The following is a 23,553-nucleotide window of genomic DNA, read 5'->3' as shown; positions in this document are numbered from 1 at the left end:
GCCCGCCGGGTCAGTAGTTCTCCACCGCGTTGACCCGGCCGGGCCAGTACCGCTGACCCGGGGCCGCCCGGTAGTGCTCCCACCGGGGCGAGTCGCCCTGCGGGTGGTCACCGAGAATGGTGACCCGCTGGCCGCGCCGTGGCTCGGTGTAGTCGTTCACCGCGTAGTGCATGGTGACCCGGTTGTCCCACACCGCGACGTCACCGGCCCGCCAGCGGTAGCGGCAGGTGAACTGCGGTCCCTCGGAGAACTCGAACAGGTACTGCAGCAGCGCGTCACTCTCGTTGCGGCTGAGCTGCGGGATGTGCGAGGTGAAGAGGCGGTTGACGTACAGCGACCGGCGGCCGGTCTCCGGGTGTACGCGTACGACCGGGTGTTCGGCCCGGCTGGTGAACTCGTTCCCGATCCTGATCACGTGGATCGCGGTCAGCCCGTCGAGCAGTTGCCGGATCGGCGCGGAGAGCTGCTCGTAGGCGAGGTACTGGTTGGTCCACATCGTGTCGCCGCCCGCACCCGGAGACTTCACCAGGTGCAGGATCGAGGCCAGCGGCGGGCTCTGATGGAAGGTCATGTCGGTGTGCCAGACGTCGACCTTGCCGCCGTTCTCGGAGTCGATCACGACGATCTCGGGCTGGCCGTCGAGCCGGGGCAGGTACGGGTGCAGCTCCACCTCACCGAACCGGCGACCGAAGGCGACGTGTGCCTGCGGCGTCAGCCCCGTCTGGCCGACGACGAAGATGACCAGGTGTTGCAGCAGGAGCCGGTGCAGCTCCGCGAAGAGTTCGTCGTTCAGGTTCGTCAGGTCGATGCCGTGGATCTCCGCGCCCAGCGCGCCCGCGATCGGCCTGACATCGAGCGTGGTCCCGGCTGAAACCGACATGTCCGCCTCCGGCCTCGAAGAACGTCGCCGTTCGATCGACGAATCATTCCACGGCATCGGGCCACCCGCCAGAGGATCGTGATCCAGATTGGACGGTCGAGGTAGCGGGGTCGGGGACCTTGACGGCGGTCCGGGTCCGGTGCAGCATCGGATCTCCGCGCCGGGGACGTACCAGCGGAACGAGGACGGGGAAGCCGTGCGCATCCTGCTGACCAGCCAGCCGATCTACTCGCACCTGGTACCCGCACTCGTACCGCTGGCACGTACGGCACAGGCACTGGGGCACTGCGTCGCGGTGGCCACCGCCGGTTCGATGGCGGACGAACTCGCCCGGCACGGCGTGCCGCACCTGCCGCTCCCGAACGTGGCCGGCCAGGAGCGGCTGCGCAACGATCCCCGCCTGGCCGAGGAGTTCGGCCTGCCGCAGCGCCTGCTCACCGAACGCCGGACCGTCGATCCGGTGGCGGCGAAGCAGATCGCCAGGGCGTACGCCGGGCCGATCGCGCTGCGTTTCGCCCGCGACCTGCTGGACGTGGCGGGATCCTGGAAGCCGGACGTGATCGTGCACGAGCCCGCCGAGTACGGCGGATACCTGGTCGCCGAACTGCTCGGCATCCCGCACGTGACGCTCGACATCTCGCCGTACGCGATGCGCGAGCTGCCCCTGGTGAGCGCGACTCTCGACGCGCAGCGCGAGGCGCTCGGGCTGGCCCCGACCGGCGACCCGCTGCACCCGCACCGGTACCTGCGCGCCGGCCTGGTGCCCGAGGGTTGGTACCCGGACGAACTGCGGCTGCCCACGGCCCGCCACTACCGGGCCGCTGCGGGCGAGGACGCGCCGCTCGATCCGGTCATCGCCGCGCTGCCGGCGGACCGGCCGGTGATCCTGGCCAGCCTCGGTTCACTGGTGCTGACCCTGCCCGGCATGGCGGAACTGCTGCCGCCGCTGGTGGCGGCCCTCGGCTCGCTGCCCTGCCACACGGTGCTGACCCTCGGCGGCCGACCCGAACTCGCCGACCTGGTCGGCACGCCACCGGACAACGTCCACCTGACCCCGTTCGTGGCGCAGCGGACGCTGCTGCCGGCGGTGGACCTGTTCCTGACCCACGCCGGTTTCAACGCCGTCCACGAGGCGGTGGGCGCCGGGGTGCCGATGGTGGCGTTGCCGGTCTTCGCCGACCAGCCGGCCAACGCCGACCGGATCACCGAACTCGGCCTGGGTGAGCGGCTCGACGTGGCCGAACTGACCGTGCCCGATCTGGTCGAGGCCTGCACCAGGGTGCTCGACGACCCCGGCTACCGGTGGCGGGCCCGCGCGATGCAGCGGCGCCACCTCGGCAGCCCCGGCTTCGACCAACTGGTCGCGGACCTCACGGAGCTGGTCGGTCGGTAACGCCCGGTGCCCGCCGGCGACCCGTCGGCGAGCGGGCCCGGTGCGTACCCGAAATCGGCCGCCACCAGGTCGGGCAGCGACCGCCGGTGCGCCCCGGTGTGCAGTTCCGGATGACCCGGGTACGCCTGCGACAGGGCCCGATCATAACGCTCCGGATAGGGGACGACGCTTTCCGGACGCCGGATTCGACATTGTCTCGGACGCCGATCCGTTGACCTATCAGGGCTCCGAACTGGGGATGTTCCGATTCGATCAGAGAGTGTGGATCTTGCCTGATTTGGACAGAGAGGAGCCATTAACCAAGGTCATACGCAGTTGACCCGGACAGCCGCCAATTATTGCGAGATCTCGGTGTTGATACTGGTTTGTTACGGACTCAATACCATCGAGAAACTTCTTTACCCGATGCAGGGCCGGTGGTACGGTCGCCGTAATTCAATTGATCCACAACGGACACAGCCGCGATCCCGCTAGCAAGGAACATCAGCCCATGACCGCCATTGCCGGTACGGATCCGCGCGACTTCCTGAAGGACCTGGCCTCCGGTCGCGCCGGGCAGCTCCTACGTGACGCACTAGATCACAGATGGCCAGCGACGACAGACCCCATGGACCGGTTGTCGACTATACATCGTTACGCTCTGCTGCCGGCGGGAAAACTGATCCGGCCGATAATGATGCTGGAGTCGGCGGGTGCCGTGGGTGGTCGACCGGAGGATATTCTCCCCGCCGCACTCGGTCTGGAATACCTGCACGTCGCAACGCTGGTCCACGACGACATCATCGACGCCGACGAGGTCCGGCGCGGTCGTCCCGCCGTTCCCTCGGTATACGGAATGCCGGACTCGATCGTGGCCGGTGACGCACTCATCTTCACCGCCTTCGAGGCGATTACGGAATGTCGCGCCGCCGGGGTGTCGGACGCGGCGATCGGGAGCGCGGTCGCGATCCTCGCCCGGGCCGGCACCGACCTGTGCCGAGGTCAGGTGCTGGAGGCCCAACTGGTCGGTGATCCCGGTGTGGAGGTGGAGACCTACGTGGAGATGGTCCGCCTCAAGACCGGTGCGCTGTTCCGGGCGGTCTGCCAGATCGGCGCCACCCTCGCCGGTGCCGACCCCACCCGCTGCGCGGAACTGGCCAGCTACGGTGAACAGCTCGGCATCGCCTTCCAGATCCGCGACGACCTGCTGGCGTACACCACCCCGGCGGCACAGTCCGGCAAGTCGCCCGCGAACGACCTGGCGAACGGACGGCCGACGTTACCGGTGCTGCTGGCCTACCGGGCCGGTGACCCGGACCAGCGCCGGAGACTGGTCGAGGCGTTGAAACGGCGGTCGGCCGACCCGGCCGCACTGGCGGGCTTCCACGAACTGCTGCACGAGACCGGGGCGCTGGACAGCGCCCCGGAGCACATCGCCGTACACCTGGACCGGGCCCGAGGAGCACTGTCCGCCCTGAAGTCATCGCCCAGCGTCTCGGTGCTCGCGGGAATCACCCGGTGGGCCACCGCGCGGGAGTGGTGAGGACGCCATGGTCACCACAACCGGCCGCCGGCTACGCGGCGTCCTGCTCGCGCACGTACAGACCTGGCGGCCGTACACCCTGTGGTACGTCGGGCTGCTCGGACTCGCCGGCGCGGGGCTGACCGACGCCCGGCACGACTGGCGGTGGCTGCTCGCCGCCTGGGCCGCACCGACGATCGGCTGGCTCGGCGGGCACTACCTCGGCGACTGGTTCGACCGGCGACTCGACGCGATCGGCAAACCGCACCGGCCGATCCCGTCCGGCCGGCTGCACCCGACCGTCGCCCTGGTCTGCGGAATCGGCTGCCTGACCGTGGTGGGTGCGCTGGCCGTGGCGGGCGGGCCCCGTACCGAACTGGTCGCCCTGCTGGCCGCGGGTGGGATCGTCGCCTACAGCCGGGGCCTGAAGGCGCGGGGGCTGGCCGGAAACCTGGTACGGGGAGTGCTCGGCGCGCTGGCCCTGCTCTACGGGGGGCTGCTGGCGCCCGGACCGTACCTGTGGGTGCTGGTGCCGTTCATCGTCGCCATCTGGTCCCACGACACCGCGTCCAACCTGGTCGGCACCCTCCGCGACGTGGTCGGTGACCGGGCCGGTGGTTACCGGACCCTCCCGGTGCAGCACGGCAACCGGGTGGCGATCAAAACCGCCACCGGCTTCTACCTGCTGACCCTGGCCGCCGCACTCGTCGGTGGTCTGGTCGCGCCCGCCGGTGCGATCCATCCGGACGGCCGGGTGCTCTACCTCGGCCTGCTGGCGGTGATCGCCGTGGGCGGCCTGGCCATCTTCCGCACCCTGCACAAGCACCGGACCGACCTGCCGGTACGCACCGCGCTGCGCGCCCACGAGCTGCTCGTACTGGAACGGATCGGGCTGGCCGGGGCGCTGGTGGCGCTCGGCTTCGGGGTGATCCGGACCGCGGTGCTCCTGCTCCCGATCCTGGTTCTCACCTGGTGGACCCAGGCCAGGATGCGGGTCGGTTACGAACTCGGGCCCGGACCGGTGGGGGCAGCGACATCGGCCCCCGATCCGGCAACATCAATGCCGCCGGATGCCGCCGGTCCCGGCAGGGCCCAGATCGACCTCGTGGCCCTGCCCCACCTACCGGAACACAGCTGAAGGAAGCCCGCATATGCAATCGGTCCACATCGACCAGGTCACCCGTGCCATCTCCGCCGGAGCCGAGGAGATGTTCCGGCGCCAGCGCCCGGACGGTGCGTTCACCGACTCGCCACCCGGTTCCGTACTCGGCACCTCGGGGTCCATCGCCGCACTGCACGCCGCCGACCCGGCCGGCTCGGCCGCGCTGATCGAAACCGGTGCCGAGTGGTTACGCCGGCAACAGCGACCCGACGGCGGCTGGGGCGGGGTGGCCGGCGCCGACACCGAACTGGTGCCCACCATCATCGCCACCGCCACCCTGCACCACGTCGCACCACAGCGGAGCGAGGAGGCGGTCGCCGCCGGCCGGCGCCGACTGGCCGAACTCGGCGGGGTGGCGGTCATCGACGACCTGGCGGTGACCGCCATGTGCAAGCAGTTCCTGGCTCTCGCCGGGCTGCCCGAAGCGGGCCAGTTGCGCCGGCTGCCACTGGAACTGGTCCTGTTCGACAAGGTACGGCGGGAGCGGATGTCGTTCCGTACCGCGCCGTTCATCGGGATGGCGCTGCTGCAGACCCGTACCCTGCCGCCGCCCGGTCCGCTGCGCCGGGCGACCCGTCGACTCGCCCTGCCGACCGCGCTGCGCCTGCTGGAGACGATCCACCGGCACGAGGGGCAGACCGGTGTGCTCAGCGAGGACCCGTGGCCCGCCGCGCTGGTCAGCCTCGGCCTGACCCACGCCGGTGAGGCCCCGCACCTGGTCACCGCGATCACCGGCTTCCTCCGCGAGGCGGTCCGCCCGGACGGGTCGTGGGACGCGGTCGCCAACCTCGACCTGACCCGCTCCGGTTTCGCCGCCACCGGGCTGATCGCGGCCGGCTACGGCGACGACCCCCGGCTGGCCACCACCCGCGAACTGTTCCACCGCAACCAGCAGGCCGAACCGTTCACCGTGCTCGGGGTGCCGGCCGGCGGCTGGAGCTACTCCGGCCCACGGGGCTGGCCGGTCACCCTGGAGTCGGCCGAGATCCTCTCCGCACTGGCCCGGCTGCCCGGCCACGACGGCGACCCGGTGCTGCGTACGGGCCTCGACTGGCTGGTCGACCGGCAGGACCAGCGCGGGTCGTGGAGCCTCTGGGTACGCGACACCAAGCTGCCCAACGACGGGCCCTGCCCCGGCATCACCAGCCAGGGCATCATCGCCCTGCGCGACGCCGGTCACGCCCCGGACAGCCCCCCGGTGGTGTCCGCCGCCCAGTGGCTGCTGACCCAGCAACGCCCGGACGGCTCCTTCCACAACCTCTGGTACCGCGACTTCACCACCGGCACCGCGATCGTGCTCGACGCGCTGGTCCACGCCGGACTCGGCGCCGACCCGGTGGCCGTACGGGCGAAGGAGTGGCTGCTCCGGGCCCAACTGGCGAACGGGTCGTGGGGTTCCGGAGGGGCGACCGACGACGGTTCGGTGGAGGAGACCGCCTGGACCCTGCCGGCCCTGCTCGCCGCCGGTGTGCCCGCCGACGACGAGGCGATCCGGCGCGGGATCGGCTGGCTGCTGGCCGTCCAGGAGCCGGACGGCATCTGGCGGCCGAGCCGGATCTGCGCCTACATCCGGAACTACATGTACTACCCGAACGGTGCCATCGCCCAGTCGCTGGCGCTGCGGGCGCTGGGCACCTACCGTGCGGCGGTCGGGGCGGCTGCGCGTTGAGCTACGACGTGGTGGTCTGCGGCGCCGGGGTCGGCGGCCTGGCCAGCGCGCGTGCGCTCGGCGCCCTCGGGCTGTCGGTGCTGGTGCTGGACCGGCAGGCGGCACCGGCCGAGGTGGCCAAGGGTGAACTGCTGCAACCGGAGTCGGTCCGCATCCTGCACGACTGGGGTGCCCTGCCGGCACTGGTCGACGGCGGCGCGGTCCCGGTGAGCCGGCTCGCGATCCGGGACCCGAACGGCCGGATGCTGCTCGGCCTGGACTACGACGCGCTGCCCGGTGCGTACCGGCAGATCCTCTGCACCGGCTACGCCAACGTGCTGCGCGCGCTGGCCGGCACGCTGGACCCGAAGGTGGAGGTCCGCCGGGGGGTCCTGGTCGAGGAGGCGCTGCGCGACCCGACCGGCCGGGTGACCGGGGTACGGGTGCTCGACGACGGCCGGCCGGTGGAGATCCCCGCCCGGTTGGTGGTCGCCGCCGACGGGCTCTCCTCCCGGCTGCGCAAGTCGGTCGAACTGCCCGGTGAGCGGCACGACTACGACCACAAGCTGCTCGCCTTCGACCTGCCCGGCGTCGAGGTGGCCGACGAGGTGAGCGCCTATCGCGGCGAGCACGGCCTGCGGCTGGTCTACCCGCTGCCCGGCGGCCGGTGCCGGCTCTACGTGCAGATCCGCGCCGACGAGATGCGCGGGCTCGGCGCGGACGACCTGGCCGCCTGGTGCGACCGGGTGCTGGCCGGGTTGCCGGCGCTGGCGCCGCTCGCCGGGGCGCTGCGGGCGAACCTGCGGCACCGGCAGATCCTCGCCGTCTACCGGCTCCGCGCGCCCCGGCTGGCCACGGCCGGACTCGCCCTGGTCGGTGAGGCGGCGCACGCCGTCCATCCGATGGCCGCGCAGGGCATGAACAGCTCGCTCGGTGACGCCGAGACCCTGGCCGACCTGGTCGGCAAGGCGGGCGGGAAGGACGCCGGTGCGGTTGACCGGGCCCTGGAGCAGTACCACCGCACCCGGCTGCGCCGGCTCGACCACACCGCGACGGTCAGCCACAACGCGGCCCGGATGCTGACCAGCACCACCGGGGTGGCACGCCTGCTCGGTGGGCGGATGATGCGGCACACCGCCGGCAACCCGCGCCTGCTCCGGCTGACCACCGGCAATCTCGCCGGGGTCGACCTGCACCGGTTGACCCCGGTCGACCGGCTCTACCAACTCGGGCTGCTCAGCGACCGGCGCGCGTACGCCGGCACGGGGCAGCCCACGGCGAACGGCGGTACGACACCATGACCAGCACAGTGGACTCGAGCCGGGCCGGGCAGGCCACCGACGCGACGGGCGGGGCCGACCCGGCCGCACCGGCGCCGGAGGACCTCGCGATGAACGAGACGCCCTATCCGCCGCTGCCCAGCGTGCTGCGCGTCGTGCAGGAGGGGGCCCACCGGCTCAACCGGTACCCGGAGCACACCGCCGGCACCCTGGTCGCGGCACTGGCCCGGCGGTTGGACGTACCACCTGCGGAGGTGCTGGTGGGGCCGGGCTCGGCCGGGCTGAGCCAGCACATCGTCGCCTCGCTCCGGCGCGACCGTACCGAGGTGGTGTATCCGGCGCTCTCGTTCGAGGGCTACCCGCTGATCGTCGCCAACGCCGGGTGCCGGCCGGTGCCGATCCCGCTCGACGGTTACCGGCACGACCTGCCGGCGATGGCCGCCGCGGTGACCGACCGGACCCGGTGCGTGCTGATCTGCAACCCGAACAACCCGACCGGGGCGGTGCTGGGCCGCGCCGAGATCGAGGACTTCCTGGGCAGGATCCCGCCGGAGGTGGTGGTGATCATCGACGAGGCGTACCGGGAGTTCGTCACCGATCCCGACGTACCGGATGCCCTCGATCTGTACCGGGAGCACGACAACGTCTGCGTCCTGCGTACCTTCTCCAAGGCGTACGGCCTGGCCACGCTGCGGGTCGGCTACGCGGTGGCGGCCCCGGCGATCGCGGCGGCGGCCCGGATGGTCGGGTTGGTCTTCTACCCCGGCGGACTCGGGCAGGCCGCGGCGCTGGCGTCCCTGGACGACGCCGCGGGTGCGGAGCTGGCCAAGCGGCGCGACGACCTGATCGCGGCCCGCACGGCACTGCGCGACGAACTGCTGGCGGCCGGTCTGCCGGTCGCGCCGAGCGAGGCGAACTTCCTCTGGCTGCCGCTGGGGCCGGCGGCGGTCGAGTTCGCCGCCCGGTGCCGGCAGGCCGGGATCCTGGTCCGCCCCTACCCCGACCAGGGCGTACGGATCACCGTCGGCTCGGCGTCGGCGAACGAACGGCTGCTCGCGGTGGCCCGAGCCGCCGTCCCGGAGGTCTCCGGTGAGTGACCGACCTACCGGGGCCGCTCCGGCGGTGAGCGTGGTGGTGCCGGTGCTCAACCACGGGCACCTGCTCGACATCACCCTCGACGGATTCACCCGGCAGACCCTGCCCACCGACCGGTTCGAGGTGATCGTCGTCGACGACGGCTCGACCCCTTCGCTGGAACCGCTGGTCACGCCGTACGCGGACCGCCTGGACCTGACCTTCGTCCGGCACGACGAGAACCGGGGCCGGTCGGTCGCCCGTAACCGGGGCCTGCGGGAGGCCCGCGGTGACGTGGTGGTGTTCGTCGACGCCGACCACTGCCCGCACCCCGACCTGCTCCGCCGGCACCTGGACTTCCACACCGGACGTGACCACCGTCCGGGTGTCCTGCTCGGCCGCAGTGTGGCCGTCGACTGGGCCGCGATCGGGGCGCTGCGGGCGGGTCGCACCCCCGACGAGGCGATGGTCGGCGACTACCGGGAGGACGTCCGGGACTACCTGTTCGCGGCCGAGAACCACCGCCGCGACTTCCCCCGCGCCCCCTGGCTGTACGGGCACACCAACAACGCCTCGGTCGACCGGGCCACCCTGGAGGCGATCGGCGGCTTCGACGAGACGCTGGTGACCTGGGGCGGCGAGGACAACGACCTGTTCTACCGGATCTTCCACCAGTACGGCCGGTCCCGGGACATCTTCGAGTTCGGGGCGGACGCGCTCTGTTACGCGGTTCCGCACTTCCGGGCCTGGCCGGTGCTGATGGCGCAGCTCGCCGAGAACTACCGGTACCTCGCCGCCAAGCACCCCCGGTACGACATGGAACTGCTCGGCTACCCCGGCAACTGGGCCACCCTCGTCCGGCGGATCGCCTGGTTCGAGGACGCTCTGGAGGTCTGCCGCGAACACGGCCTCGGCCGGGTCGGCGACCTGCCCCCGGCGCTGCTGGACCGGCTCGAGGGCGGCAACAGTCTCCTGGTCGGGTTCGGCGCGACCAAGCCGCGACTCGGTCCGGGCGCGGTCACCTTCGACTACGACGCCCCACTGGGCGAGCGGAATCCGCACCTGATGGGCCTGCTGACCCCGTACGCCGAGCGGCAGTTCGACCGGGTGGTGAACGTCGACGTGTGGCGCTTTTTCAACCCCGAGGACCTCGGCGGTTACCTGCTGGAGTCGCTACGGGTGGCGGGGCGGGTGGAACTGGTCCGTACCGAGGAACGGCTCCGGTCCGCCGACCTGCTCCCGCTTCCCTTCGTCGACGAGCTGGACTTCCTCCGGACGACGGTCGAGCCGTACTTCCCGGTGGAGATCAGCACGGTCGACGGGGTGACCGTACTCGCCATCGGCGGGGCCTGATGGTCACCGTACGGCGCCGGTAGGCGGCACCGGTGCGGGTGCTGATGACAACCTGGGGCTGGCGGTCGCACTTCTTTCCGCTGGTCCCGCTCGGCTGGGCGTTGCAGGCCGCGGGTCACGAGGTCCGGGTCGCCAGCCGGCCCGGACTGGTCGACGCGATCACCACGGCCGGGCTGACCGCCGTACCGGTCGGGGTGGATCTCGACTTCGCGGCGGTGTTCAGCGGGCAGATCGGCCGGGTCGCCGCACGGTCCGCCGGCCCCGCCCCGACCGGCGTCGGGATGAAGCCGGAGATCACCCCGGACGGCGGGGTGGTCCGGTACGCCGACGCGATGCTGGACGACCTGGTGGCCTTCGGTCGGGTGTTCCAGCCGGATCTGGTGGTGTACGAGCCGTTCAACCTCGCCGGGGCGATCGCCGCGACGGCGCTCGGCGTACCGGGGGTGCGGCATCTGTGGGGGCCGGACTCCGGCAGCGAACTCGACCTCGACCCGGAGACGGTGATCGGGCCGTTGGCCGGCCGGCTCGGCGTGGAGGTCGACCGGGTCGACCTCGACGGCGCCCTGACGATCGACCCGTGTCCTGCCCCGATGCAGGTGCCGTTGGGGGTGTCGAGCCAGCCCTCCCGGTTCGTCCCCTACAACGGGGTCTCCACGGTCCCGGACTGGTTGTGGGCGACCGACGCGGTCGGCGGGCGCAGTCGGGACCGGGTCTGTGTCACCTGGGGAACGATGATGGCCGGCGCCGAGCTGACCGGGTTCTTCGGTGCGCCGCAGGTGGTGGAGGCGATCGCCGCGCTGGACGTGGAGGTGGTGGTCGCGCTCGACGCCGCCCAGCACGACCGGCTCGGCGAGCTGCCGCCGAACGTACGTCTGGCCGCCGCGCCGCTGGCCCTGCACCTGGTCCTGCCGACCTGCCGGGCGCTGGTGCACCAGGGCGGCGCCGGGACCACCATGACCGCGGCGGCGGCCGGCGTACCCCAACTGGTCCTGCCCCAGGTCAGCGACCAGCACTTCAACGCCGGGCGGCTCGCCGTCACCGGTGCCGGCAGCTACCTCGCGGACGGGTCGGTGAGCGGCCCGGAGATCCGTGACCGGGTGGCCGACCTGCTGCGGGCCGATCACTGGGCCGAGGCGGCGGGGCGGTTGCGGGGCCGGATCGAGTCCCGCCCCACACCGGCCGACCTGGTCCCAGTGCTGCAACGACTCGCCGCCGACCGGCAACCGAGCAAGCAGGTGGTGAGCGCGCCGCCGTGAGCCGCTGGTGGCAGACCTTCGTACCCGCACCGTATCCGCAGCTCAACCCCAGGGCAGGTTACCGATGACCGACCAGCAGACGCCTATCCCGTACCCGTTCGCGGCACCGCCGACGATCTTCCACCCGTCCCCGCAGCTCGCCGAGCTGCGCGAGCACCGGCCGGTGGTGCCGGTGACCATGCCCGACGGCAGCCCGGCCTGGCTGGTGAGCCGGTACGCCGACGTCCGGCGGGTCCTCACCGACGCCCGGTTCAGCCGCGCCGCCGCCGTCGGGCCGGGTGGGCCGCCGAAGGAACTCGGCGTCCTGGAGACCGAGTCGCTGATCGGGATGGATCCGCCGGACCACACCCGGATGCGCCGGCTCGTCGCCCGCGCCTTCACCCCCCGCCGGGTCGAGCAACTGCGCCCGTGGGTGGCGAAACTGGTCGACGAACTGCTCGACACGGTCGAGGCGCAACCCCGTCCGGTCGACCTGGCCAGGCACTTCTCCACCCCGTTCCCGATCGCGGTGATCAGCGAGCTGCTCGGCGTACCGGAGCACCTGCGGTATCTCTGCAAGACCTGGTCGGACACCATGATGGGCGACTGGAGCAAGGACCCGGAGGGCACCCAGGCCGCGTTCGACAGCTTCGCCGAGATGATCGACGCCAAGCGTGCCGAGCCGGGCGACGACCTGATCACCGCCCTGATCAGCGCCAGCGACGACGAGGACAAGCTCACCGAACGGGAACTCGTCTCGGTCTGCGTCGGTGTGCTCATCGGTGGCCACGAAACCACCACCAACCAGATCAACATGTTCCTGCTGACCCTGCTGCACCACCCGGAGGAGTTCGCCCGGCTCCGCGCCGACCTGGACGCGATCCCGCAGGCGGTGGAGGAACTGACCCGGTTCATCCAGCTCGGTGAGACCGGCGTGATGCTGCCCCGGGTCACCATCGAAGAGGTCGAACTGAGCGGGGTGGTGCTGCCGGCCGGGTCGGCGGTGCTGCCGGCGTTCGTCGCGGCGAACCGGGACCCGGCCGCGTTCGCCGACGCCGACCAGCTCCGGCTGTCCCGCACCGAGAATCCGCATCTGGGCTTCGGCGGCGGCATCCACCACTGTCTCGGCGCGCAGCTCGCCCGGATGGAGTTGCAGGAGGCACTGGGCGGGCTGCTGCGCCGCTTCCCGAACCTGCGGATCGCGGTGCCGACCGACGAGTTGCGGTTCCGTCAGGGCATGGCCGTACGCACCCTGGAGACCCTGCCGATCACCTGGTAGCGAGGCTGGGCCCCTTGTCATTCACAAGGGGCCCGGCCCTGCTACTCGGAGCCGTCGTCCTCGAGGTCGCCCTCGGTCTGGACGTAGAGCTCGCGGAGGGCGTCGAGGGTGGCCTGCTCGGGGTGCTCCCAGAGGTGCCGGTCGGCCGCTTCGAGCAGCCGCTCGGTGATGCCGTGCAGTGCCCACGGGTTCGACTCGGTGAGGAACTTCTGGTTCTCCGGGTCGAGCACGTACGTCTCGGCCAGTTTCTCGTACATCCAGTCGGCGACCACACCCGCCGTGGCGTCGTACCCGAAGAGGTAGTCGACGGTCGCGGCCAGCTCGAACGCGCCCTTGTAGCCGTGCCGGCGCATCGCGGCCAGCCAACGCGGGTTGACCACCCGGGCGCGGAAGATCCGGGCGGTCTCCTCGCTCAACGTACGGGTACGCACCGCGTCCGGCCGGGTGCTGTCCCCGATGTAGGCCGCCGGTGCCTTCCCGGTGAGCGCCCGCACGGTGGCGATCATGCCCCCGTGGTACTGGAAGTAGTCGTCGGAGTCGGCGATGTCGTGTTCCCTGGTGTCGGTGTTCTTCACCGCCACCGCGATCCGCTTGTACGCCGTCTCCATGTCCCCGCGCGCGGGAACCCCGTCCACGCCCCGGCCGTAGGCGTAACCGCCCCAGACCGCGTACACCTCGGCGAGGTCGGCGTCGTCGCGCCAGTTCCGGCTGTCGATCAGCGGGAGCAGCCCGGCACCGTACGCGCCCGGCTTGGAGCCGAAGATCCGCATGGTGGACCTTCGCTCGTCACCGTGCTCGGCCCGGTCGGCGAGGGCGTGTGCGCGTACGTAGTTCGACTCGGCCGGCTCGTCCAAGCCGGCGACGAGGCGTACCGCGTCGTCGAGCAGGGCCACCACGTGCGGAAACGCGTCCCGGAAGAAGCCGCTGATCCGCATGGTGACGTCGATCCGGGGCCGGCCCAGTTCGGCCGGGTCGATCGGTTCCAGGCCGGTGACCCGACGGGACGCCTCGTCCCAGCGCGGCCGTACGCCGAGCAGCGCCAGGACCTCGGCGATGTCGTCACCGGCGGTACGCATGGCGCTGGTGCCCCACATGGACAGTCCGACCGAGCGCGGCCACTCGCCGTTGTCGGCCCGGTAGCGGGCGAGCAGCGAGTCCGCCATCGCCTGCCCGGTCTCCCAGGCCAGCCGGCTCGGCACCGCCTTCGGGTCGACGGAGTAGAAGTTGCGGCCGGTGGGCAGCACGTTGACCAGGCCGCGCAGCGGTGACCCGCTCGGGCCGGCGGCGACGTAACCGCCGTCGAGGGCGTGCAGTACCGCGGTCAGCTCGTCCGTGGTCCGGTCCAGCCGGGGCACGATCTCGGTGGCCGCGAACTCCAGCACCCGGACCACCGGTTCGTGGTCGGTCACCGAGTCGCCGAGCACCCGCTCGCACACCTCGGTGCCGACGCCGGGGGTCCAGTCCCGTTCCTCCATCGCCAGCACCAACGCGCGGGCGGTCTCCTCGATCCGGTCCACCTCGACCCGGCCGGCGGTGCCGTCCTCGGTCAGGCCGAGCGCTTCGCGCAGGCCGGGCAGGGCGGCGACCTGACCGGCCCACATCTGCCGGGCGCGGAGCATCGCGAGCACCAGGTCGACCCGGTTCTGCCCACTCGGCGCCACCCCGAGCACGTGCAGCCCGTCGCGGATCTGTACGTCCTTGACCTCGCAGAGCCAGCCGTCGACGTGCAGGATGAACTCGTCGAACTCGGCGTCGTGCGGCCGGTCCGACAGGCCGAGGTCGTGGTCGAGCTTGGCGGCCTGGATCAGGGTCCAGATCTGGGCCCGGATCGCCGGCAGCTTCGCCGGGTCCAGGGCGGCGATGTTGGCGTGCTCGTCGAGGAGCTGCTCCAGCCGGGCGATGTCGCCGTAGCTGTCGGCGCGGGCCATCGGCGGGATCAGGTGGTCGACCAGGGTGGCGTGCGCCCGCCGCTTGGCCTGGGTCCCCTCACCGGGGTCGTTGACCAGGAACGGGTAGATCAGGGGCAGGTCGCCGAGGGCGGCGTCGGACCCGCAGGCGGCGGACATGCCGAGCGTCTTGCCGGGCAGCCACTCCAGGTTGCCGTGCTTGCCGACGTGCACCATCGCGTGCGCGCCGAACTCGTCGGCCAGCCACCGGTACGCGGCCAGGTAGTGGTGGCTCGGCGGCAGGTCCGGGTCGTGGTAGATGGCGACCGGGTTCTCCCCGAAACCGCGCGGCGGTTGGACCATCACCACGGTGTTGCCGGACCGCAGCGCGGCGAGCACGATCTCGCCGTCGGGGTCGCGGGAGGTGTCGACGAACAGTTCACCGGGCGCCGGTCCCCAGTGCCGTTCCATGCCCTCGCGCAGCTCGGCGGGGAGGGTGTCGTACCAGGCCCGGTAGCGGCTGGCCGGGATCCGGATCGGGTTGGCTTCGAGCTGTTCCTCGGTGAGCCAGTTGAGATCCTGGCCACCGGCGGCGATCAGCGCGTGCACCAGGGCGTCACCGTCACCGGCGGTCACTCCGGGGAACGCGTCGGGTCCGTCGGCGGGGCCGATGTCGTACCCCTGGTCGCGCATGGCGCTGAGCAGCCGGACGACGCTGGCCGGGGTGTCGAGGCCGACGGCGTTGCCGATCCGGGCGTGCTTGGTCGGGTACGCCGACAGCATCAGGACGATCCGGCGGTCGGCCGGCGGGATGTGTCGCAGCGACCCGTGCCGGACCGCGATGCCGGCGACCCGGGCGGACCGTTCCGGGTCGGCCACGTAGACGGTCAGCCCGTCAGCGTCGATCTCCTTGAACGAGAACGGGACGGTGATGATCCGGCCGTCGAACTCGGGGATGGCGACCTGGGTGGCGGTGTCCAGCGGGGAGAGACCGTCGTCGTTGTCCGCCCAGACGGCGCGGCTGCTGGTCAGGCAGAGCCCCTGGAGGATCGGCACGTCGAGGGCGGCGAGCGCGCCGACGTCCCACGCCTCGTCGTCGCCACCGGCACCGGCGTCGGCCGGGCGGGTGCCACCGGCGGCGAGCACGGTCACGACCAGTGCGTCCGCCTCGCCGAGGGTCTCCAGCAGGGCCGCCTGGGGGCTGCGCAGCGAGGCGCAGTAGACCGGCAGCGGGCGACCACCGGCGTCCTCGATCGCGGTGCAGAGCGTCTCGACGAACGCGGTGTTGCCGGCGACGTGGTGGGCCCGGTAGTAGAGGACGCCGATCACCGGCCCGTCGCTGTTGCGGGCCGCGCGCTCCAGCCGCCCCCATTCGGGGGTCGGCACCGGCGGGGCGAAGCCGTACCCGGTGAGCAGGATCGTGTCGGAGAGGAACCGGTGCAGCTCGGTGAGGTTCGCCGGGCCGCCGTGCGCGAGGTAGGCGTGGGCTTCCGCGGCTACCCCGGCGGGCACGGTCGAGCGGCGCATCAGCTCCGCGTCCGGTGCCTGTTCACCACCGAGGAGTACGACCGGCAGCGCCCCGGCCAGCAGCGCGTCCAGCCCTTCCTCCCAGGCGCGGTAGCCGCCGAGGATGCGTACGACCACGAGGTCGACGCCGTCGAGCAGGGCGGGCAGGTCCTCGACCGAGGTACGGGCCGGGTTGGCCAACCGGAAGTCGGCGCCACTGGCCCGTCCGCTGAGCAGGTCGGTGTCCGAGGTGGAGAGGAGCAGGATCATCGGGCACCGCGCAGGGCGTGGCGTGACATGGTGGTTCCTCCCTCGGGGTCCGCGCCCCGGGTTCGTCGGTTGCGGCGAGGCGCGGACCTGTCGGGTCCGTGCCGTGCCGCGCGGTGACCCGGAGTCTCCTGGCTCCCGGATCGTCGCTCGCCCCGGTCTTCCCGCCCGTGTGGGCCGTGACCGTGTCGGGGTCCGCTCCCCGGTAACAGTGGCGGGACCGCGCCGGGATCACACCGGCTTCCTCCACCTGTCGCCGCGTTCAGCGGTTCTCACTCTCACGAGTCGGACCCCCGTTCGTCAAGCGGTACCCGACAGGGGTGCAGCTGCGCAGGCCGTAGTATCCGCCGGGTGTGGTCACCACGAGGGCGGTCGGCACCGGACGCCTGTCCGGGGACGAGACGCGTACATGCCGCCGCCGACGGCAACCTGGCCCGGGTACGGGTGCCCGGTGGGCGGCTGCACGCCGACCAGCTCGACGCGCTGGCCGCCGCCACGACCGACCTCGCCGACGGCGCCCTGGAGCTGACCTCACGCGGCAACGTGCAGCTCCGTGGCCTGCGGGCGGGTGCGGAGCGGGAGCTGGCCGCCCGGTTGTACGAGGCGGGGCTGCTGCCGTCGGAGAGCCACGAACGCGTACGCAACGTCATCGCTTCCGTACTCAGTGGTCGGGTGGGTGGGGGTCTGGTCGACGTCCGGGCACTGGTCGACGCGCTGGACGAGGGGCTCTGCGCCGATCCGGCGCTGGCCGGGCTGCCCGGTCGGTTCCTGTTCACCGTCGACGACGGTCGGGGGGACGTGACCGGGTTCGGGGCGGATGTGGGACTGCTCGCCGTACCCGGGGGTGCGGTGGCGGTGCTCCTGGCCGGCACCGACACGGGAGTACGGGTGAGCCCACCGGAGGCCGCCTCGACCGCCCTGCTCGCCGCCCGGTTGTTCCTCGCCGAGTCCACCGCGCAGCACAGCACCGCCTGGCGACTGGCTGAACTCGACCACGGCGTACCGAGGGTCACCGCCCGCCTGCGTGCGGCTCTCGACCCGGCGCTGCTCATGCCGCCCGGCGATCTGACAATCCCCGAGTCGCCGACGCGGGCACCGGTCGGGCCGGTGACCCAGGTCGACGGGCGGGTGGCGCTGGCGCTGGTGGTGCCGCTCGGCCGGCTCACCGGAGCCCAACTCGCCGCGCTCACGGCAGCCGCCGGTACGGGCAGCGACGAGATCAACATCACTCCGTGGCGGACCGTCGTGGTACCCGATCTGAGCACCGGCGAGGCTGAGCGCCGGCTGGCGACACTTGCCGCCGAGGGTCTGGTGGCGGATGCCACCGCCGGTTGGGTCGGGGTGACCGGCTGCGCCGGGCAGCCCGGCTGCGCGAAGGCGCTCGCGAACGTACGGACCGACGCCACCCTGGTGCACGCCTCGGCGTCGCCGGGCACGGGCGACCTGCCGGTGCACTGGGTCGGTTGCGAGCGGCGCTGCGGACGGCCGGCGGACCGGCATGTCGAGGTGCTGGCCACCATCGACGGTTACCAGGTCAGCCTGGACGGCCGACCGCGCCCGCGGTCGGCGACGCTGGAGGAGACCGCTGCCGCGATCGCGGCGGCACGGAGGGGTAAGTGATCGACTACATCCGCGACGGTGCGGAGATCTACCGCCGGTCGTTCGCCACGATCCGCGCCGAGGCGGACCTGTCGGGCCTGCCCGACGACGTCGCCGCGGTGACCGTACGCATGATCCACGCTTGCGGCATGGTCGACCTGCCGGCGGACGTCGACCACTCCCCCGGCGTGGTGTCGGCGGCGCGGGCGGCGCTGCGCGCCGGCGCGCCGATCCTCTGTGACGCCGAGATGGTCGCCTCCGGGGTGACCCGGACCCGGCTGCCCGCCGACAACGAGGTGATCTGCACCCTCCGTGACCCTCGGGTGCCGGCCCTGGCTGCCGAACTCGGCACCACCCGCAGCGCCGCCGCCCTGGAGTTGTGGGGCGACCGGCTCGATGGCGCGGTGGTCGCGGTCGGCAACGCCCCGACCGCGCTGTTCCGCCTGCTCGAGATGGTCGACGCGGGAGCGGGTCGGCCGGCGGCGGTGCTCGGCATCCCGGTCGGTTTCATCGGCGCGGCCGAGTCCAAGCGGGCGCTCGCCGACCATGCCGGCCGACTGGAGTACCTGGTCGTGCACGGGCGGCGCGGTGGCAGCGCGATGACCGCGGCGGCGATCAACGCCATCGCCAGCGAGAAAGAGTGACCAGCGTGGACGGCGGCATGCCCGTGGACGAAACGGAACCGGGCCGCCTCACCGGACGGCTGTACGGAGTGGGGCTCGGACCGGGTGACCCGGAACTGGTGACGGTGAAGGCCGCCCGGCTGGTCGAGCGGGCGGACGTGATCGCGTACCACAGCGCCCGGCACGGGCGGAGTGTGGCGCGGACGATCGCCGAGCCGTATCTGCGGGACGGGCAGATCGAGGAGGCGCTGACCTACCCGGTCACCACGGAGAAGCCGGAGCACCCGGACGGGTACCGCGCCGAGATCGAGGAGTTCTACGCGGCGAGCGCGGCCCGGCTCGCCACGCACCTGGACGCCGGGCGGAACGTGGTGGTGCTCTGCGAGGGCGATCCGTTCTTCTACGGCTCGTACATGCACATGCACAAGCGGCTCGCCGGTCGGTACCCGACCGAGGTGGTGCCGGGCGTCACCTCGGTCAGCGCGGCTGCGGCCGTACTCGGGCGTCCGCTGGTGGAGCGGGACGAGATCCTGACCGTGCTGCCGGGCACGCTGCCGACCGAGGTTCTGGCGGAGCGGTTGGCGGCCACCGACTCGGCGGCGATCATGAAACTGGGTCGGACGTTCGGCAACGTCCGCGCGGCACTCGCGCAGGCGGGCCGGCTGGACGAGGCCTGGTACGTCGAACGCGCCACCACGGATCGTCAGCAGTCCGCCCGGCTCGCCGAGGTGGATCCGGAGACGGTGCCGTACTTCTCGCTGGCGTTGCTGCCCAGCCGGGTGCACGAACGTACCCGCGCGGAGTTGGCGGGTGCGGTGGCTTCCTCCGCTGCGGCCGGGCCGATGGGTATTGCCGGAACGGTGGGTGTCACCGAGCCGGTGGGTGCTTCCGAGCTGGTGACGGCCGGGATGGGTGAGGTCGTCGTGGTCGGGCTCGGTCCGGCCGGGCGGGAGTGGTTGACCCCGCAGGCGCAGGACGCGCTCGCCGTCGCCGACGACCTGGTCGGTTACGGGCCGTACCTGGACCGGGTGCCGGCCAACCCGCGCCAGCGCCGGCACGCCTCGGACAACCGGGTGGAGGCGGAACGGGCCGAGTTCGCCCTGGACCTGGCCCGGCGCGGCCGGCGGGTGGCGGTGGTCTCCTCCGGTGACCCGGGCGTGTTCGCGATGGCCGCCGCCGTCCTGGAGGTCGCCTCCGAACCGAAGTGGACCGACATTCCGGTACGGGTACTGCCGGGTCTGACCGCCGCCCAGGCGGTGGCGAGCCGGGTCGGCGCCCCGCTTGGGCACGACTACTGCGTGCTGTCGCTGTCGGACCGGCTCAAGCCGTGGGACATCATCGCGAAGCGGTTGGCCGCTGCGGCCGAGGCCGACCTGGTGATCGCGATCTACAACCCGGGGTCGAAGAGCCGTACCTGGCAGGTGGCGGCGGCGAAGGACCTGTTGCTGGCGCGCCGGTCACCGGAGACCCCGGTGGTGCTCGGGCGGGACGTCGGCGGCTCGGGTGAACGCGTACGCGTGGTCCGGCTCGCCGACCTCGACCCGGCCGACGTCGACATGCGTACGCTGCTGCTGGTCGGCTCGTCCACCACGCAGGTGGTGGAGCGGGGTTCCGGCGATCCGGTGGTCTTCACGCCCCGGCGGTATCCGGCCTGACGCGGTTCCGGGATCACCGATCGGTCGGGAGGTTCGCGCGCGAGGTGCGGCCGGCCGATCGGTAACCCGTCGGCACTCAGGACAGCAGATCGCCGTCGGCGGCCCGTACCTGCTTGTGGAACCGCCAGTGCACGTAGAGCTTCTCGTGGCCCACGCTTATCCTGGGCCAGATCCCCTTGACCGGTCCGAGCTGGCTGTGCCGGGGGTGCCGGGCCAGCACCTTTGTCGGTTTGGTGCCGTTCAGGTTCGTCTCCAAGACCACGATCGCGTGATCGGTCACCGCGACGATGCGACGTTTGGCCAGGGCGATCAGGCCGATGGCACCGAAGGAATTGGCTATCCAGGGATTCAGGCCACCCTGGGCCAGGAACGTGGGTCGCGGGATTTCGCCGGGTTCGAGAAACGGCGCCACCCGCGGACCGAGTTTGTCACTCAGTGCCATATTCATTGCCTTCTCTTCAAGATCCACTTGGGCGAGCATCGTATCTGATCAAGGCGTCGAGCTGGCATTCTCGCTACCGATGCGGGTGCCGGGCTCGGTAATCTGAGCCAATGACGGACCAGGTGACGTACCGGCGCCGATCGGCACGGGTTCTGCTGCTCGACGCCGCCGGTCGGGTCCTGCTCCTGAAATACCTGACCAACCCCGACAACCCCGGTCTCGGCCACTACTGGTGCACCCCCGGCGGCGGGGTCGATGAGGGTGAGTCGCTGGCGCAGGCGGCGGCCCGCGAACTCCACGAGGAGGTCGGGCTCGCGGTCGACCCGGACCGGCTCGGCGATCCGGTCGCCTACACCGGCGGGTACGCCGACCTCGGCTGGGCCGCCGGCAACTTCCGCGACGACTTCTTCCGGCTCCAGGTCGAGTCGCACGAGGTCGACATGAGCGGGATGGCCGCGTACGAACTCACGGCGCAGGTCGGGCACCGGTGGTGGCCTGTGGACGAACTGGCCGCCTCCGGCGACACCGTCCATCCGATCGGACTCGCCGGACTGCTGACCGACCTGCTCACCGAGCCGCATCCGCGCGAACCCCAACAACTCCCCTGGCACCACACCGACGACGTCCACTGAACGGGTCGGCAACCCGGTCACCACTCACCGTTGAGCCTTCGATCGAGGTGTCCACCAGGTCGTCCTCCCGGCGAGCACCGGCGGCACGGTGCCGCCGATGCTCACCACCCATCGGTCCATCCGGGAGAAGCCCCTGTCACCGCAGGTGATGGCAGAGTTCTGTGATTCCCAAGACCAGTCAACATCCGTAAGAGTCGATTTAGAACACGACCCGTTCTCGCCCCACTGGTTCCTGTGCCCTCGACCACCAGCCGACGATCGGGATTCACACCCCGTCGATCACCACGACTGCCGGTCGAAGATCGTGCTGACGGCGGTGTCGGAGAGCGCGCCCTGATACAGCTCCAGGTCATCGAGGCCGCCGTGCAGCCACTCCGTCGGACCGGACGGGGTGGTCGCCCGTCCCACCAGCAGCGAACCGGACGCCTGCCACGGCTTCCACGCCTGGTTGAGGTTCACCGTCTGGGTGAGCACGCCGTCCACGTACAGACGGACTTGGGACCGGGTGGCGTCGAGTACGCCGACCAGGTGGTGCCACACCGTCGGGTCCGGGGCGGGCGCGACCGCGTACGTGGTCTTCGTGTCCGTCGGACCGTCGGCGTTCGCCCGAACCTTGAACACCCACTCCCCGCCGTTGTCCGGCCGGTACGCCACCTGGAAGGCACTGAAGCCGTTCGAGTCCTGCGACACCAGTGTCTGCGCGCCCTGGCCCGGGTCGACCGTGCCCCACACCGACACCGAGTACGACTGGTCGGTACGCAGTACCGGACTGTCCTGCCAGACCGGGTTGCCGTCCTCGCCGATGTTGGTCTGCGACCAGCCGTACTCCTTCGTCGCCAACCCGTAGTAGGGGTCGGTGGGGTCATCGATCCAGTGCACCCCGTCGAGCCACAGCCCGTCGCGGTTGCCCGGCGAGGCGCCGGAGGTGCCCTGGGTCAACTGGAGGTGTCGACCGAACATGGAGTAGTCCAGCTCATCACAGCTGTAGGGCTCATCGAGCTGCTCGTAACAGTACGTACCCACGAAGTCCCACGTCCCCACCGTGAGCGGGTGCAGCAGACCTGACGCGTCCACGCCGCCGGAATAGGGGTCCGAGGCGCGCTGGCCGAAGAAGTCCACCTCGCTGAGAGCGCGGTCGTACACCAGCACGTCGGCAAGGTTGCCCTGCCACCACGTGGACTCCGAACGCCCGAGCCGGAACTCACCCTGCGGATCGTTGAAGCCGACGGCGTTGGTGGCTGTCCCCTCCAGGATCCCGTTCACATAGAGCTTGAGCGTCTGGTCGGCGGTGTTGTACACCGTCGCCAGGTGGGTCCACAGGCCCAGCTTCGGGATCGAGGTGGACCGCGCCTTCGCCCACTTGATCTGCGGGGCGGCGGCCTTGGACGGCATCTGCACGGACCATCGGTTGATGTCCTTGCGGTAGCCGAAGGACAGCGAGTCGAGACCACTGCTGTCCTTGCTGACGAGGGTCCGGTCCTGGGACTTGTCGCTCAGCCGGACCCAGGCCGCGATGGCGAAGGTCCCGGAGGTGTCCAGCGCGGCCGGCGACGCGCTCAGGTACGACGACTGCCCGTCGAAGTCGACCGCCTCCGCACCGATCATCCGGACGTCGTCCGCCCAACCGATGTTGACTCCGGTGAGCGGAGTGTCGAGCACCGCGCTCTGATCATGAAGCGCCTGTGCCCGAGTCGCCCCGGGATACGCCTGCAGACTCCACAGGGCCGTCGGCGAAGCGGGACTGGGCACGGTCAAGTCGATCGAGCTATAGCCCTCGTTATAGTTGTTGTCGACGGCCGACACGTAGAGGGTGTTGATGCCGTAGTGCGGCACGATGATCGTCACCGTGGCCGAGCGGACGGTGGTGCCGATCGCGGCGACCTCGTTGGTGCGAGCGGTCCAGCCGTAGCGGAACTTCGTAACCGTCGGTTCGGTGGAGGAGATGGTGAACGTTGCCGGCCGACCTGGGCCGGCCGGCAACGAGTCGATCGTCACCGTCACCGGCGGGACCAGGTTCGACGGCGGCGGATCCGCCAGTGCCAGGGTCGGCGCGCCCAGCACCACCGCCATTACGAACGCGACGATCGCGCCCCACCAGTACGTCGGACTTGCCGAACTGCGTGCACGACTGAACACCA

The 23,553-nt window shown here is 71.5% G+C and carries 17 protein-coding genes and 1 riboswitch; of the genes, 13 read left to right on the top strand and 4 right to left on the bottom strand.

The window, feature by feature from the left end; translation table 11 throughout:
* Positions 1–10: 10 nt before the first annotated feature.
* Positions 11–880, bottom strand: coding sequence for a TauD/TfdA dioxygenase family protein (locus ACWEFB_RS28750; RefSeq protein WP_452290362.1), 870 nt, complete (start codon positions 878–880; stop codon positions 11–13).
* A 196-nt stretch (positions 881–1,076) separates the two neighbouring features.
* Here ACWEFB_RS28750 and ACWEFB_RS28745 point away from each other — a divergent pair, with 196 nt between their 5' ends.
* The 9 genes from ACWEFB_RS28745 to ACWEFB_RS28705 all read left to right on the top strand — a co-directional run bounded on the left by ACWEFB_RS28745 (position 1,077) and on the right by ACWEFB_RS28705 (position 12,805).
* The gene (locus ACWEFB_RS28745) at positions 1,077–2,273 is read left to right on the top strand and encodes a glycosyltransferase (RefSeq protein WP_452290360.1); all 1,197 of its coding nucleotides are present in this window, start codon (positions 1,077–1,079) and stop codon (positions 2,271–2,273) included.
* A 490-nt stretch (positions 2,274–2,763) separates the two neighbouring features.
* Positions 2,764–3,795: a polyprenyl synthetase family protein gene (locus ACWEFB_RS28740; protein WP_452290358.1), complete on the top strand. Its 1,032-nt coding sequence runs from the start codon at positions 2,764–2,766 to the stop codon at positions 3,793–3,795.
* A 7-nt stretch (positions 3,796–3,802) separates the two neighbouring features.
* Positions 3,803–4,912 carry a UbiA family prenyltransferase gene (locus tag ACWEFB_RS28735; RefSeq protein ID WP_452290356.1) on the top strand — a complete coding sequence of 370 codons (1,110 nt, stop codon included), beginning with the start codon at positions 3,803–3,805 and terminating at the stop codon, positions 4,910–4,912.
* Between the two features lie 13 nt (positions 4,913–4,925).
* Positions 4,926–6,605 (top strand): prenyltransferase, encoded by a 1,680-nt coding sequence (locus tag ACWEFB_RS28730; RefSeq protein ID WP_452290354.1) that lies wholly within the window; start codon positions 4,926–4,928, stop codon positions 6,603–6,605.
* Positions 6,602–7,885, top strand: a complete 1,284-nt coding sequence (locus ACWEFB_RS28725) for an FAD-dependent oxidoreductase (RefSeq protein ID WP_452290352.1) — start codon at positions 6,602–6,604, stop codon at positions 7,883–7,885. Before ACWEFB_RS28730 ends, ACWEFB_RS28725 begins: the two co-directional genes overlap by 4 nt.
* Positions 7,882–8,961, top strand: a complete 1,080-nt coding sequence (locus tag ACWEFB_RS28720; RefSeq protein WP_452290350.1) for a histidinol-phosphate transaminase — start codon at positions 7,882–7,884, stop codon at positions 8,959–8,961. The genes ACWEFB_RS28725 and ACWEFB_RS28720 overlap by 4 nt, the downstream gene beginning before the upstream one ends.
* A complete protein-coding gene (locus ACWEFB_RS28715; protein ID WP_452290348.1) occupies positions 8,954–10,291 on the top strand; it encodes a glycosyltransferase in 1,338 nt (445 codons plus the stop codon). The genes ACWEFB_RS28720 and ACWEFB_RS28715 overlap by 8 nt, the downstream gene beginning before the upstream one ends.
* 44 nt (positions 10,292–10,335) lie before the next feature.
* Positions 10,336–11,547, top strand: a complete 1,212-nt coding sequence (locus tag ACWEFB_RS28710) for a nucleotide disphospho-sugar-binding domain-containing protein (RefSeq protein ID WP_452290346.1) — start codon at positions 10,336–10,338, stop codon at positions 11,545–11,547.
* Between the two features lie 64 nt (positions 11,548–11,611).
* A complete protein-coding gene (locus tag ACWEFB_RS28705; protein WP_452290344.1) occupies positions 11,612–12,805 on the top strand; it encodes a cytochrome P450 in 1,194 nt (397 codons plus the stop codon).
* A 41-nt stretch (positions 12,806–12,846) separates the two neighbouring features.
* Here the strand turns inward: ACWEFB_RS28705 and cobN are convergent, their stop codons facing one another.
* On the bottom strand, positions 12,847–16,467 hold the full coding sequence (cobN, locus tag ACWEFB_RS28700) for a cobaltochelatase subunit CobN (RefSeq protein WP_452290342.1): 3,621 nt from the start codon (positions 16,465–16,467) through the stop codon (positions 12,847–12,849).
* 122 nt (positions 16,468–16,589) lie between these two features.
* Positions 16,590–16,710: riboswitch (cobalamin riboswitch) on the bottom strand.
* Between the two features lie 105 nt (positions 16,711–16,815).
* Between cobN and cobG the strand changes: the two genes are divergently transcribed.
* The 3 genes from cobG to ACWEFB_RS28685 are packed head-to-tail and all read left to right on the top strand — an operon-like array spanning position 16,816 to position 20,341.
* A complete protein-coding gene (gene cobG / locus ACWEFB_RS28695) occupies positions 16,816–18,084 on the top strand; it encodes a precorrin-3B synthase (protein ID WP_452290340.1) in 1,269 nt (422 codons plus the stop codon).
* Positions 18,084–18,707 carry a precorrin-8X methylmutase gene (locus ACWEFB_RS28690; protein ID WP_452290395.1) on the top strand — a complete coding sequence of 208 codons (624 nt, stop codon included), beginning with the start codon at positions 18,084–18,086 and terminating at the stop codon, positions 18,705–18,707. The genes cobG and ACWEFB_RS28690 overlap by 1 nt, the downstream gene beginning before the upstream one ends.
* 17 nt (positions 18,708–18,724) lie before the next feature.
* Positions 18,725–20,341 carry a precorrin-2 C(20)-methyltransferase gene (locus tag ACWEFB_RS28685; RefSeq protein WP_452290393.1) on the top strand — a complete coding sequence of 539 codons (1,617 nt, stop codon included), beginning with the start codon at positions 18,725–18,727 and terminating at the stop codon, positions 20,339–20,341.
* A 76-nt stretch (positions 20,342–20,417) separates the two neighbouring features.
* Here the strand turns inward: ACWEFB_RS28685 and ACWEFB_RS28680 are convergent, their stop codons facing one another.
* Positions 20,418–20,810 carry a hypothetical protein gene (locus ACWEFB_RS28680; protein ID WP_452290338.1) on the bottom strand — a complete coding sequence of 131 codons (393 nt, stop codon included), beginning with the start codon at positions 20,808–20,810 and terminating at the stop codon, positions 20,418–20,420.
* Positions 20,811–20,893: 83 nt separating this feature from the next.
* Here ACWEFB_RS28680 and ACWEFB_RS28675 point away from each other — a divergent pair, with 83 nt between their 5' ends.
* Positions 20,894–21,415: an NUDIX hydrolase gene (locus ACWEFB_RS28675; protein WP_452290336.1), complete on the top strand. Its 522-nt coding sequence runs from the start codon at positions 20,894–20,896 to the stop codon at positions 21,413–21,415.
* A gap of 279 nt (positions 21,416–21,694) precedes the next feature.
* Here ACWEFB_RS28675 and ACWEFB_RS28670 read toward each other — a convergent pair whose 3' ends face one another.
* Positions 21,695–23,551 carry a LamG domain-containing protein gene (locus ACWEFB_RS28670; RefSeq protein ID WP_452290334.1) on the bottom strand — a complete coding sequence of 619 codons (1,857 nt, stop codon included), beginning with the start codon at positions 23,549–23,551 and terminating at the stop codon, positions 21,695–21,697.
* Positions 23,552–23,553: the final 2 nt, after the last annotated feature.

It is taken from the genome of Micromonospora sp. NPDC004704, from assembly GCF_053601675.1.
This window is presented reverse-complemented; position numbering and strand designations above follow the sequence as displayed.